Here is a 13,039-nt window from a genome sequence, read left to right as displayed (position 1 = left end):
GCCTGTTACGAGTTAGAAAGCAAATTTTGCAAAGAAAACCTTGAAAAGAAAACCCCGCTTACTGATTACCAGTAAGCGGGGTTTTTTATTTAAAGCTGTTTATTGCTTACTAAACAGGGTGTTAGTTAAACAAGGTGTTAGTTAGCTAAACGCTAAGGCGGTTAAACCGTAAACTTGTTTAATAGTTCGTCTTGTTGGCGAACATTGTCAGTTTGAACTTGCATTGCTGTGTTTGCGTCTTGAGCTGCGTTCGATACCTGTGTTGAAAGGTCTTTGATCTTAACTGTGTTGTTGTTGATCTCTTCCGCTACTAAACTCTGCTCTTCAGCTGCTGAAGCAATCTGAATATTCATATCAGAGATGCGCTGAATCGCGTCGCGGATGCGGTCAAGTGAAGAGTTTGCTTGCTGAGCGCGTTCAACGGCGTCAGTGGCTGTGTCTTTACTTTGATTCATCGCGTTAGATACAGAGCTTGCACCCGCTTGGAGCTGCTCAATCATGTTGCGGATCTCTGTGGTCGATTCTTGAGTACGTTGCGCTAGTGTGCGAACTTCATCGGCAACGACAGCGAAACCACGGCCCGATTCACCAGCACGCGCCGCTTCAATAGCAGCATTCAATGCAAGTAGGTTGGTTTGGTCTGCGATATCGTTGATTACTTTAAGAATCGTCTCGATATTTGCTGTTGCTGATTCAAGTACTTGTACTTCTGCAACCGCTTGGTCGATACGTGCTGAAAGGTTATCAATCGCTTGAGTCGTGTCACTTACTACAGATGTACCGTCTAGTGTCGCATCGTCAGCTTCACGAGCCGCGGCGGCTGCGCCTTGAGCGTTGTTTGCTACTTCCGTTGCGGTAACGGCCATCTCGTTCATTGCGGTGGCTAGCTGTTCAAGCTCTTGCAGCTGAGTATTCATCGCATTCGCTGACTCACCCGCGCCTTTTACTGTGATTTCAGTGCCACGTTTAATCTCAACACCAATCGCTTTGGATTGAATGATTTGATTTTGCAGGTTTTCAGTAAAGGTGTTGAAGCCTTTCGCAAGGTCAGAGAACTCTTTATCTGTATTGGTATCTAGACGTTTAGTTAAGTCACCTTGTCCGCTCGCAACATCTTGAATGGCTTGGTTAAGCGTCTCAAGCGGGCGCATTAACACACGAATAAGGACGGTTAATGCAATGATGCTGAGAATAACCGCAATTAAAGAGTAGATTATCGAGCTGTTTTTCAGATCTTCAACCGTTTGGAATGCGATCTCTTCATCAAGTATTGCGCCGATGTACCAATCTTCACTTGGGATGTGAGTGAAGTTCACTAGGAACTTTTTACCGTCGACTTCAATTTGTTGAGATCCCTCGCGAATAGTCGCTTGTGGCAGGTAGCTTGATAGCGTTTCGCCATTGTTCTTAGCATTAGGGTGAGCAATCGTCGTGCCGTCGGCAGTGACTAGGAATAAGTAACCCGCGTCAAACAAGTTCACTTGGTTTACCAAGGTCGCAAGGTTGGTCAGTTCTAGGTCGTAGAACATACCCGCAGTAAAGCGGCCGTTGTCTTTAACTGGCGTACCCACTGAGATGATGACTTTTTTGCTTGATGCATCCACATAAGGAGCTGTCACAACTAAACTGTTTTTGGATTTAGCATCAATGTACCAAGGGCGGATTCGTGGGTCATAATCTGGCCCCGCGTCCCAACCGTCATCATTCTCAATCACGAAACCGTTTGCGTCATAACCAAAACCAACCGCGAGAAAACTGCCTTTAAGTTTTGGCTTTTCTAGGATGTTTTGAACGTAGGTACGATCTTGAGGGTTGATTTCAATGACTTCAGTCGTCGACTGAGCCAGTGCTTTCTTAGCATTCATCTCTGATGCTACGGTGTTCTTAATACCAGAGACCATCTCTTTCAGGCTTGCATTGACGTGGTTCTCTACAGCACTTTTTACGGTGTAAAGTTGCTGTATTGAAAGCAATGATACTGTCACTAATAGCAAGGCTGATGATGCTGCAACCACCTTATGGCTAAATTTCATTGTGTTTTCCTCTTCTCACAAGCTTTGCGAAAACTAAAGCTAATCGTGTTTTTGTAATTATATATATCGACATTGTTGGGATTTACTTGAATGTAATTTCACAAAATAGACTACAAAAATACAACAACCCGCACAACGTAAAACTCAGTTAATTACATACTTGCTACTTTTGTTTTTTGGTTCAATGAGTTAAAGAGTTGGCTTAATCAAAGGCAAACAAAGTGAGGAGGGTATTAATTAGGCTAATATGCGTATGATTTACTATATAAGGGAGAGGTGTAAGGGAATTAATATGAAATCAAATGATATTCTCAATTCGTATATTGGCGATATTTCAAACAGGAGAGTGTATGTATTTTAAACCGGAGAGTGAATATATTAGGCAAAAAAAGCCCCACAAAAGTGAGGCTATTATAAATCAGGTTATTTATTACACTGTATCAGTGCGTCTAATTTAAAATATTAGATGCGCTACACCAGCGATAACCGGAAGTGTAATTAACGTACGTAGAATAAAAATAATAAACAGTTCAAGGATATTCACGGGAATCTTACTGCCTAGAAGCAGAGCGCCCACTTCAGACATGTAGATCAGCTGAGTTACCGACATTGCTGCAATAACAAAGCGAGTCATCTCGTTGTCGATAGAAGCGGCAAGGATCGCTGGGATGAACATATCCGCAAAACCAACAACAATGGTTTCAGATGCTGCAACCGCTTCAGGTACACCAAGTAGCTCAAGGAATGGAATGAAAGGCTGGCCTAGGAATGAGAACACAGAAGTGTATTCTGCAATTACCAATGCCATTGTACCTAGCCCCATTACAACAGGAAGAACGCCGAATACCATGTCGACTGCGTTACGAATGCCTTCACCAAATACAGACTTAGCAGACTTCACTTGTGATGCCTTATTTACCGCGAGTTCAAGACCCCAAGAGAAAGTCGAGTGACCCGCTGGGATTGCATCAGCATCTTTGTGAGGTTTTGTACCATCAATGAAGGTGTCTTTCTTCATGCTCAGTGGAGGAAGGCGAGGGATGATTACCGCGGCCACAATACCTGCTAAGCAGATTGCTGCGTAGAAGGGTAGGAATAGGTGCTCTAGTTCTACTTGAGCAATCACTACAAGGCTGAACGTGATAGATACTGCTGAGAAAGTCGTACCAACAACAGCGGCTTCACGTTGAGTGTAGAATTTCTTCTCGTACTGTTTGCTTGTAAGCAGGATACCAACGCTGCCGTCACCTAACCAAGAAGCCATACAATCGATAGCACTACGACCCGGCAGGTTGAAGATTGGACGCATCACTTTACTTAGTAAGGTGCCAAACAGTTCTAACAAACCGAAGTTAAGTAGAAGTGGTAATAGTAAACCGGCAAAGATGAATACTGAAAATAGAGTCGGCAATAGGCCCTCTAACACGAGACCACCGGTGTTTTCTTCCCAGATAAACTCAGGGCCAACTTGGAAGAAAGCCATGAATGCTGCAGCACCACCGATAATACGAACCAACAACCACAGTGGAGATGGGTTGAAAAGGCCGTTTAGAAATGAATTCGATGTAATGAATGTAGGTTTGAAAATGGTGCTTAACACGGAAGCTACAGACATGAAGGCAACGATTGCAGTGATAATAGCAACTAGAGACTCACCGAAAACCGCTTGAATTGATTTGGCTAGAATAGCGACAGGGATCGTGAGATCACCTTGGTAGTTAATTGGCGCCATGAAGAGGAACAAACCAATCAGAGATGGGATTAAGAAAACCCAGAAACTGCCTTTAGATTTCTCTGGTTGAGCAGTATTCGTGTTGTTAGACATGTTAATTATTCTCGTATTTCTACATGTAAAAAAGCCACATCCTTGGCATTTTTATTCTCTAAACATCCGTATTTTCTCATTGGGTGCAAGATTACCGAGTATTAATATCACTTGCAATACTATTCATCAAATATCGCTAAATATTCACACAGGTTATTCTGCAACACATTATGAGTTTAGAATAAAGTGTTGCAGATGTTACATATTCTCATGGTTATTACTAGGCGTTTATAAATTTACTGAGGCTTCAGTTCGATAAGTTAGGTAAAGCCAGTAGCTAAACGCGATAATGAACGCGAAAGAGGCAGGGAACGCCAGTGCCAAAATTTCAAAGCGCTGGAACAGGCAAGCACCACTTAAACCACCAAACAGAAAGCCAACAACGATGAACATAAGAAGTTTGGCTTTACGGCGGTCAAAAGGCATCCCCTTTAAGCGTGCGCCAATCATGATCCCAAGGTCTGTGATGATCCCGCTCATGTGTGTGGTGCGAATGATCGCCCCGCTATAGGTGGTGATCATTGCGTTCTGCAAACCACACGCGGCTGAAGCGAAATACTGGCCTGAAGTGTAGCCTTGTAACAGTGCCCAAAGCGCCAAGAACAGCAATCCACCCTCAATACATAGCGCAACACCGTAACGGCGTCCTAACTTCAATGCTTGATTTTCGATAAAGAATCCGCTGAACGCGGCACCTAGCATAAAGCTCATAATGATTAGCAGGAGGTGCATAGAAGTTGAAGTCGGCGTGAGCAGGCTGCTGCCAAGTAAAGACATGGTGCCTGAAATATGGGAGATAGCTTGATGTTGGAAGCCGAGTAAACCAATAGCATTAACGCTGCCAGCAAGGCCCGCTAACAGTAAGGCGCCGTATTCAACCCAGCGAGGTAGTTTAGAAATCATGTGGTTCACCCTGGGTTAAAAAGAGGAGCAGATTATAACGCTAGCGAAAAGATACGCTAGCGTTGTAGAACGTTGATATTTGATCTTAGGCAACAGTCTTGCAGTTTGTTCCAATACTGTTGCTTTATAGAGAAAATGGTCAGTAACAGGCTAGTTGTAGTGACTCATCTGGTGGTCAAATTTGACCCATCCGTGTTTGCGTTCTTCGTAGACTGAAAAGCTTGGTAGCGGAAAGTCTTGCTCTTTAAATAGTCCGAGCGGGACGACATAAAAATCGGCGGCGGCAACCGACTGCAATAGCATGGTAGTGCCACATTTAGGGCAAAACTGGTAGGTGACTTCATTGCCCGTGTCACTGATACGTGAAAAGGAGGTGACCTCTCCGTTGAGTGTCACTTGTTCTATGGGAAATCGAGCCTGACCCCCGAACACACTTCCGGTGCGCTTCTGACATTCATAACAATGGCATATGGAGGTGCGTTGAGGCTCGCCTCTGCAGACTAAATTGACGGCTCCACAGCGGCATTCGCAACTTCTGATATTCTTCTCTTTAATATGATTGATATCCATCCGTGCTCCACTTCTGGTTAACCCTGTATTGATAATTATACTAAAGCCCTTTATGGTCTGCACAACTGGATGAAAACAAAAGAATATAATTGCTCATGAAAAAGAAAATCTTACCTATACCTCTGATTTTACTGATTCCTATTATCATGCTGGTTGTGGTGATACTGGCGGGTATTTATCGCTTTAGCTTAAGTGACGAAGAGATCTTGGCGAAGTTTCCTTCTTCTCAAGTCAGTTATGACCCTGTTGTTGAAACCGTTTTTGATTTGAAGACGACTAACCCATGGACAATCAAAGTTCCTGAAACCAACGCGTACGCCTTTATTAATGAAGTCGATGGACCAAGATCAATCGCGTTTGGGCGGTATGACTCCGGTGTTGAGCGTGGTGTGGTCACCGTAGGCACCAACAACCTTTCAAGTGTCACGTTAGGCAAGGCGAGTTTCTTTGTTGCACCTATGTGGGTATCTAACCAAGGCAGTGGCGTTTTCTATTATCTTGGCCTGTTTAAACATGACCAGCATCGAAGCCGCGTCGTGTTAGTTGACCAATTCTTTCTTGGTGACCGTGTGAGAATCCAAACTTTAGAGATTACTCAGCTGCTCGATTCACAAAGCAAACTCTCTGGGGAAGGTTTTATCGGCTTTACTCGACATTCTGCGGAACAATCTTTTCCAGAATTGCAATCTGAAAAGGTGTTAATGAGTTTTTCTTTCAATACGCAATCAATTGATGAGCAATGACATTTTTGTTAGAGCAAGGAACTGTTGTTTATGTGAGCTAAATTACATATTATCTTAAGTAGATGAATGAAATTTAGACACACTTAGCTTTGTGTCTGCTTACTTTACAAATGGAGCTTGCGAATGATTAATAAACGTTTTTTTAAGACGAAAGATGAAGTTGAAGTGACTTTCGAGCTAGAAGCTCAAGAAGCTAATTCTGTATCAATCGTTGCCGACTTTCTGGATTGGAAAGCGACCCCAATGAAAAAACTGGCGAAAGGGAAGGTTTACAAGTTTAAAACTCGTCTTCCGAAAGATGGCGAGTTTCAATTTCGCTACCTAGTTGATGATCAACAATGGGTGAACGATGCGAATGCTGATCGTTATATCCCGAATGAATTTGGTGAAGATAATTGCTTGGTATCGACAGTTAACGCTTAGTTGAAATAGCATGACCTAATTGAAATAATATGAATTAAAAAGCAGGAACTAGAGGTTTCTGCTTTTTAATATCTAAATCGTTGGTTCATTAATTTTTTGAGTTGGGCCTATTTCATTAACGGTAACTCAATGACTTAGCCGAGATTGCGCAGATTCACATCATATTATGACAATGCAATGATGATTTATACGCCTGAAAAGCATATCCTGTGCTTTTATATCGTAGAAAGACCTGTTTACCGTGTATTCAAAAATAATTTCCTCTCCGTTTGCTGAGCTTTCACCTGTAAAAAAAGCAGCAATTTTAGGACTGCCACTTATTGCAGCGATTAGTGTTGCTTTGCAATATTCACAATCAAATCTGACGAAAACGATCGATCTTGATTTGCCAAACTCAACCGTTATTGAGTCAATTCTGTCACCTCCTTCTGCTACCGTTATTGAGCCACCGACGTTTGAATATCAAATTCAATCAGGTGATAACTTAAGTAGCATCTTCACTCAGCTTGGGTTTTCTTATAACTCGATGATGAGCGTGATGGAAACCGATTTGAACTTCCTTGCGTTAGACACGCTTCGTCCGGGTAATACATTACGCTTTTGGCGTGACGAAGCGACGGGCAACCTTTCAAAAATGGAACTTCAATTTAGTGTCGCGGACAAAGTGGTTTATCGACTGCTTGATGACGGCAGCTACGAATTTGAAGACATTTCTATTCCGGGTGAATGGAAGCAGAAACCTCTCGTAGGTGATATTCAAGGCAGTTTCTCTATGTCAGCGAACAAAGTTGGCCTGAACAGTATTGAGATTGACCATATTGTGACTCTTCTCAAAGATAAGCTGAATTTCAGCCGAGACTTACGTGCTGGCGATCAGTTTGAAGTGCTTCAAAAAGCGCAATTCGTTGATGGTGTCGCAACCGGGAAACGTGAAATAGAAGCCATCAAGATCATGAACCGTAACCGTGTTGTTTCAGCGTACTTACACACTGACGGACAATATTACGATGCCAATGGCGATAGCTTACAACGCGCTTTCCAACGTTACCCTGTGAGCCGTGGTTGGCGTCAGAGTTCTCAGTTTAATCCTAAGCGCTTACACCCTGTGACAGGCCGAGTCTCACCTCACAACGGTACAGATTTCGCGACGCCAATTGGTACGCCAGTTCAAGCGACGGGTGATGGTAAAGTGATCATGACTCGTAAGCACCCATATGCTGGTAACTATGTGGTGATTCAGCATGGCAGCACATACAAAACACGCTACCTACACTTGAGTAAGATCCTCGTTCGTAAAGGACAAACGGTATCTCGTGGTCAGCGTATTGGCTTATCAGGTAAAACGGGCCGAGTGACGGGGGCGCACTTACATTACGAATTGATCGAACGTGGTCGTCCTGTCAATGCAATGAAAGCGAATATTCCGATGGCCGATTCAGTACCTAAAAAGGAAAAAGCGACATTCGTAGCCGCTAGAGATGAAGCCGACAAGCTATTAAAGAAAGCTCTAGAAAAACAATCGAATAATAGCTAATAGCTGACTGTATGCCGTCAAGGTAACCGTTAGCTAGATGGTTGCGAGTAATGATGTAGCCTTTAAAGCCGTGAGTGCAGAACTAAATACTTAAATGTTTAGTGATACGCTCGCGGCTTTTTGATTTTAGGTTGAGGTAGTAAACGGCGTTTAGGCTAGAGGTTCTGAGTGAGTGACGTAGCTAACGATAGCTTCTGGTCGCATAGGTGGAGAGTAGAGGTATCCTTGAATTTTGTCACACCCCATTGCGTGCAGCTTTTCTAATTGCTCACGCTTCTCTACGCCTTCCGCAACCAATGACACATTGAGTCTGTGTGCCAGTTGAACAATCAACCACACAACACTTTCGGATGTTGAGTTTGTCAGCAAGTTTCGAATAAAGGTGGCATCAATCTTAATACAATCGATAGGGTAGCTATGAATGTAATTTAAGCTTGAGTAACCAGTACCGAAATCATCTAGAGCGATCGTGAACCCTTGTCCCCTTAGAAAGTCGAGTGCTGACTTTGTTTCTTGAGTTGGAGATAACAGAACGGTTTCGGTTAGCTCAATGACAAATTCGTTTGCTTTAAAGTGATGCTGTTCAATCGTTCGAGTGAGATAGGAAATATAACGCTTAGAATCGGTAAGCTCGTGAGCGGAGCAGTTTATTCCAAGCTTAACTTTGTAGCCTAAGCCTCGCTCCAATATTGTTTTAGCGCGGCATACCAATTCGATGATCCGTTCACCCAGTTCCACGATCAACCCCGACTCTTCCGCTACCTGAATGAACTCCACTGGCGAGATGTCGCCATGTCTTGTGGTTTTCCAACGAGTTAACACCTCGAAGTAATCCCATCGTGTATCAATGTGATCAACGATTGGTTGTACAACCACGTACATTCCATTGTCATTAGGTGCCTGACTGTCTGGTATGGGGCTGTCAAGCTCACTTCGTAAGGCGGCGATTAACTCGGTTTTCCTTTGGTAACGAACCCTTAGGTGAGTGTCGTAACATTGAATGTATGTATCTTGACTATGCTGGCACTCTTTTAGTGCCAAACTGGTGTTGAAGATGATTTGTTCTACGTCTTTATTATCTCCATCTGACCGGGCAATGCCGATGCTGACGTCGAAATCGATTTTGATATCAATACTAGTGTAACCTTGCTTTATCTTATCCAGAATTTGTTCGCAAACCGCTATTGGGTCTGAATGATAGGTAATGAATGCGAACTCATTGCCACCCGTCCGGAACGTCAGGTTGTTGTCGGGTAAGGTTCGGCGCAAGGTCTCTGCAACGAACTGAAGCACCTTATCGCCAATATAATTACCGTGCATATCATTAATGGCTTTGAAGCTATTGATGTCGAGCAGAGCGAGCGTGAAGGGAGTGACACTCTGCTGAGTGATCGATTCCAAGGTGTCTGATAAGCAGCTACGGTTTAATAGCCCAGTTAGACTATCGTGTGATACTTCGTAGCTGAGTTGATTAACCAGCTGCTCAGAACGGTCGTTGAACCACATTTCACGCAAGGTGTGAATGACGATATCTGCGAACAACTGGTGGTGTTTTATCACGTCTTGTTGCTGATCTGTACTCAGAGGCGAACTAAAGGTTGAGAAAAGCACACCCATGACTTCGCCACTTTGACTGCGTGCTGGGATAGCGATTGAGTTTTGTGAGGTGATTTCCTGCCTAAATGCCGATGTTGGGAGTGACTGAACGATATACTGAGCAAAGGAGCAATCTGGGTGTTTTTGATTGACGGCTTGTTGGTATATGTGACCATGGCGTGCGTTTATTTTGTCATGCAGTACATGGTCAGAATGGGCAATTACCAAAGGAACCATTTGATCGGGAAAGTGCTTTTTCTCAATGATACTGGTGTATTGAGTACCGAAGGTTTGATGCAAAGTAAGCACGGCAGACTCTAAAAGGTCGATACCTTCCAATTTGAGTAAGCGCCCAATGTGCTCTGTGTCTATCATGCTATTGCGTGTATGTTGAGTCATAGTCACCATCCGTAGCCAACCAGAATCGTGTGTAAGCTGTATATGTATGATCTTGTGTATACGATCTTGTAGCAGCGCTGTCTTAAGTATTAACAATGCAACTTGCATTAATAATCTTGATATGCGTCTAGTTTATTATTGGTCGTGTTGTGTGATTTTTCAAATTTAGTGCGATATATTTCACAAAATTTGACTATTTCTTTCTTTGTCTAGCCTATCTTTTAGGTGGTCTAAAAATAGCTTGGTTCGTGTATGTGAGTAGTCAAGCTTAGGGTAGTACGCGTAAACCATCACTTCGTCGGCTGTTATATTTGGTAATACTGGAACCAGTGTCCCTTGTTTAAGATCCTCTTTGATCATTGCTTTGATGGTTAACAGTACGCCCATTCCTCGCTTGGCGGCATGAAACAAAGCCTCAGGGTTGGTGGTCGCAAAGTTACCGTTCAAAGTGATGCGCTGCCCTTTGGTGAGTGTGACTTCACGGGTAGGGCGCTCTCCCCATATTAAGGAGTTGTGTTGTTCTAAATCTTGCTCGTTGATGGGATAACCATGTTTAGCCAAGTAACTTGGTGCGGCGTAAAAGCTGGCTTTGTGTTCAAACAGTGGTGTTTTCTTGAAGCTTAACGAGTTGAGTTGTTCCAGTTCACGACTGATCACCAGGTCCAAGCCAAGCTCAGGTAATTGACCTGGCGTGGTGGTGATAAGCTGTACTTTAATGTCTGGATACTTTTCTAAGAAGTCGTCCATGTATTGCACGAGAAACTTAGAACCAACAGCAATGGTTGCGCCAATCTTTAGCAGGCCCGCAGGCGTTTGGTTAACCGATCGGGTTTCATCAATAATCGATTGCCAATTATCGAGCTGATCCTTGGCTCGCAGATAAAAGAGAGCCCCCGCTTCGGTTTGGCTGATTGAGCGCGTGGTGCGCTTTAATAGTTGAGTGCCAATACGTTCTTCTAACCAGTTCACTCTTTTGCTGATCGCTGAGCTGGTGGTATTGAGTTTACGCGCTGCGCCATTGAAGCTGCCTTCTTCCACCACTTTTACATAACTTTTTACGTTAAGAATCCAATCCATACTATTTCCTGTTGGGACTTAATTAAATTCCAATTTAGCTAATTATCAATTATTGGTTTTGAATGTAAACTCATCTAATGAACAAATATCAAACGAATAGGGAATTTTTTGAGCCAATCGACCTTTAAAAAAACGCCGTTACTCTTAGCAATGATGATCATTGCTACAGGACAGGTGGGGGTGAGTATCTATTTACCATCATTGCCGCTAATTGCTTCAGACTTAAGTGTGACTCAGGTAGATGTACAGCTGCTCGTTACGCTGTTTCTTGTGGGTTTTGGCTTGTCTCAGCTATTTTACGGGCCGATGTCCGATGCCGTGGGGAGAAGACCTATCTTCTTGTTAGGTCAGGGTGTTTATTTGATTGGTACTGTTGTTTGTGTTGTTTTTTCCGACAACATGACGGCGTTAGAGGTTGGTCGCTTGTTGCAAGGTCTAGGGGCGGGGAGTGCCTCGGTTCTTGGGCGAAGTGTGCTGCGCGACAGCTATGATGGCCTTCAACTGACCAAAGCGCTGTCTTATATTTCGGTTACCGCTTCGATCATGCCGATTATTGCGCCCGTGTTTGGTGGTTGGATCTCATTCCACCTCGGTTGGCAGGCGGTGTTCCTGTTTGTTCTTGTGTATTTACTGGCGATATTCACTCTCGGCTACTTTGTTCTTCATGAAACTTTGCCATACGGGAAGAGCCGCTTTGAAGTCAGTCAAGTGGTCAAGAACTATGGCCGTTTGTTGACGAATCGCCAAGTGTTGACCAGTGCCAGTTATAATTGGATGAGTTACATGGCGAGTTTGGTGTCGCTATCACTGTTTCCATTCTTAATGCAAGAGCAATTGGGGCTGACAGCCGCTGAATACGGATCGTTGATGATAGTCCCTTCGGCTGGCTTACTGATTGGTAGCGTGGCTTTGAACTTGCTCAATCGTAGGTTTAGTACACCACAATTGATGAGTCTTGCGATTTTGATCATTTTAGCTTCAGGGACTTGGTTACTTACTCATGAGTTATCCATCTTTAACTTAGTGTGGGCATTTACGTGGTTAGCTATCGCTCAAGGTATCTCCTTCCCTCTATCGATCAGTATGCTATTAGAACCTCATAAGAAGAAAGCGGGTGCGGTGTCGGCACTGTCAGGTTCAATTCAGATGTGTTTGGCGGGTTTACTTGGTGGATATCTAGTCGAGAGTTGGGTGACGACTCACCTACAGCTCGGCGTGTTTTATCTGATTATTGGTGCTTGCATGGCTACAGTACTTTGGTCTTCAACGAGAATGAATAAGAAAGCCACAGCTACCGAAGTTGAATACAGTTAAGCAGCTGAAGTACAGACCAGTTAAACAGCTAGCTCGCTATAGTTCAGCATACAGTCGTTAATACGTTGTATTTGTATGGATGGTTTTCTACAATACCTGCGTCCATTTAATAGGTAATAAACATGCAGCAAAATGAATTTGAAGTACTGGTAAAAGCTATCTGCGCACTAGATGGCCTGCCTCAAGCACTTGAGTTATTGAAATCCAATGAGGATACAGAAGTCGCTGAGGCTGCTGGATCACTAACAGGTCAATTTGCGCTAGCTGAAGTTGAAGGCGAAAAGCGTATTTACCACGTGACGCTTCAAGAAAATGAACAAGGCGAAGAGCAAGAGTACATCGAACATGTGATGAATGAAGGCGATGACTTAATCAAATTTGCAGCTTGGTTCTTTGAAACTATGTTCGAATTAAAGCAAAAAGACACATACCAAATTGCAGGCAAAACTTACAGGCAGCCAAAGCGTAGCTAGTTTTCTTGACTGTTTGTTTTATAGGCTATTTTTTCATGTAAGTTGATTTCTAAGCAATTAGGTTTCTAAAAAACTATTTTTAAAGCAGCTCTCTTGAGCCAACACCTATCATTTAAGGTGTTTAGATCGCACAGTGTAGCGAGTCTTAC

At 43.4% G+C, this 13,039-nt stretch carries 11 protein-coding genes; 5 read left to right on the top strand and 6 right to left on the bottom strand.

The window, feature by feature from the left end; all coding sequences use genetic code 11:
- Positions 1 to 161 precede the first annotated feature (161 nt).
- The 4 genes from AB6D80_RS15060 to AB6D80_RS15045 form a co-directional block, all read right to left on the bottom strand.
- Complete coding sequence (locus AB6D80_RS15060; RefSeq protein WP_122046206.1) at positions 162 to 2,033, bottom strand: methyl-accepting chemotaxis protein; 1,872 nt, start codon at positions 2,031 to 2,033, stop codon at positions 162 to 164.
- Positions 2,034 to 2,487: 454 nt separating this feature from the next.
- Entirely contained in the window at positions 2,488 to 3,858 is a 1,371-nt protein-coding gene (locus tag AB6D80_RS15055; RefSeq protein WP_372188953.1) for a YjiH family protein, read from the bottom strand.
- 228 nt (positions 3,859 to 4,086) lie between these two features.
- Positions 4,087 to 4,761, bottom strand: a complete 675-nt coding sequence (locus AB6D80_RS15050) for a YoaK family protein (protein WP_135380741.1) — start codon at positions 4,759 to 4,761, stop codon at positions 4,087 to 4,089.
- A 150-nt stretch (positions 4,762 to 4,911) separates the two neighbouring features.
- Positions 4,912 to 5,394 carry a GFA family protein gene (locus AB6D80_RS15045; protein WP_372188951.1) on the bottom strand — a complete coding sequence of 161 codons (483 nt, stop codon included), beginning with the start codon at positions 5,392 to 5,394 and terminating at the stop codon, positions 4,912 to 4,914.
- A 32-nt stretch (positions 5,395 to 5,426) separates the two neighbouring features.
- On the opposite strand from AB6D80_RS15045, the gene AB6D80_RS15040 reads away from it, so the two are divergent.
- From AB6D80_RS15040 to AB6D80_RS15030, 3 genes are all read left to right on the top strand, one after another.
- A complete protein-coding gene (locus AB6D80_RS15040) occupies positions 5,427 to 6,074 on the top strand; it encodes a hypothetical protein (protein WP_372188949.1) in 648 nt (215 codons plus the stop codon).
- A 123-nt stretch (positions 6,075 to 6,197) separates the two neighbouring features.
- Positions 6,198 to 6,497 (top strand): isoamylase early set domain-containing protein, encoded by a 300-nt coding sequence (locus AB6D80_RS15035; RefSeq protein WP_009845720.1) that lies wholly within the window; start codon positions 6,198 to 6,200, stop codon positions 6,495 to 6,497.
- A gap of 241 nt (positions 6,498 to 6,738) precedes the next feature.
- Positions 6,739 to 8,031: a peptidoglycan DD-metalloendopeptidase family protein gene (locus AB6D80_RS15030; protein WP_372188947.1), complete on the top strand. Its 1,293-nt coding sequence runs from the start codon at positions 6,739 to 6,741 to the stop codon at positions 8,029 to 8,031.
- A 150-nt stretch (positions 8,032 to 8,181) separates the two neighbouring features.
- On the opposite strand, the gene AB6D80_RS15025 is transcribed toward AB6D80_RS15030, so the two are convergent.
- Positions 8,182 to 10,026: a putative bifunctional diguanylate cyclase/phosphodiesterase gene (locus AB6D80_RS15025; protein WP_372188945.1), complete on the bottom strand. Its 1,845-nt coding sequence runs from the start codon at positions 10,024 to 10,026 to the stop codon at positions 8,182 to 8,184.
- Positions 10,027 to 10,206: 180 nt separating this feature from the next.
- Positions 10,207 to 11,103 (bottom strand): LysR family transcriptional regulator, encoded by an 897-nt coding sequence (locus AB6D80_RS15020; protein WP_102249389.1) that lies wholly within the window; start codon positions 11,101 to 11,103, stop codon positions 10,207 to 10,209.
- 108 nt (positions 11,104 to 11,211) lie between these two features.
- Between AB6D80_RS15020 and AB6D80_RS15015 the strand changes: the two genes are divergently transcribed.
- The gene (locus AB6D80_RS15015) at positions 11,212 to 12,417 is read left to right on the top strand and encodes a multidrug effflux MFS transporter (RefSeq protein WP_012600277.1); all 1,206 of its coding nucleotides are present in this window, start codon (positions 11,212 to 11,214) and stop codon (positions 12,415 to 12,417) included.
- Between the two features lie 122 nt (positions 12,418 to 12,539).
- Positions 12,540 to 12,890: a hypothetical protein gene (locus AB6D80_RS15010; RefSeq protein WP_004731829.1), complete on the top strand. Its 351-nt coding sequence runs from the start codon at positions 12,540 to 12,542 to the stop codon at positions 12,888 to 12,890.
- Positions 12,891 to 13,039: the final 149 nt, after the last annotated feature.

Source organism: Vibrio sp. 10N.247.310.17 (genome assembly GCF_041466605.1).
In the GTDB taxonomy this organism is placed as follows: domain Bacteria; phylum Pseudomonadota; class Gammaproteobacteria; order Enterobacterales; family Vibrionaceae; genus Vibrio; species Vibrio tasmaniensis_A.
The sequence above is the reverse complement of the archived record's forward strand: the minus strand, read 5'-3'. Positions and strand labels throughout refer to the sequence as shown.

Excerpts from the sequence above, each read along its gene's own strand:
- AB6D80_RS15025 (WP_372188945.1), bottom strand. The coding sequence starts at position 10,026 with ATGACTCAACATACACGCAATAGCATGATAGACACAGAGCACATTGGG.
- AB6D80_RS15040 (WP_372188949.1), top strand. The coding sequence starts at position 5,427 with ATGAAAAAGAAAATCTTACCTATACCTCTGATTTTACTGATTCCTATT.
- AB6D80_RS15050 (WP_135380741.1), bottom strand. The coding sequence starts at position 4,761 with ATGATTTCTAAACTACCTCGCTGGGTTGAATACGGCGCCTTACTGTTA.
- AB6D80_RS15020 (WP_102249389.1), bottom strand. The coding sequence starts at position 11,103 with ATGGATTGGATTCTTAACGTAAAAAGTTATGTAAAAGTGGTGGAAGAA.
- AB6D80_RS15035 (WP_009845720.1), top strand. The coding sequence starts at position 6,198 with ATGATTAATAAACGTTTTTTTAAGACGAAAGATGAAGTTGAAGTGACT.
- AB6D80_RS15010 (WP_004731829.1), top strand. The coding sequence starts at position 12,540 with ATGCAGCAAAATGAATTTGAAGTACTGGTAAAAGCTATCTGCGCACTA.
- AB6D80_RS15055 (WP_372188953.1), bottom strand. The coding sequence starts at position 3,858 with ATGTCTAACAACACGAATACTGCTCAACCAGAGAAATCTAAAGGCAGT.
- AB6D80_RS15060 (WP_122046206.1), bottom strand. The coding sequence starts at position 2,033 with ATGAAATTTAGCCATAAGGTGGTTGCAGCATCATCAGCCTTGCTATTA.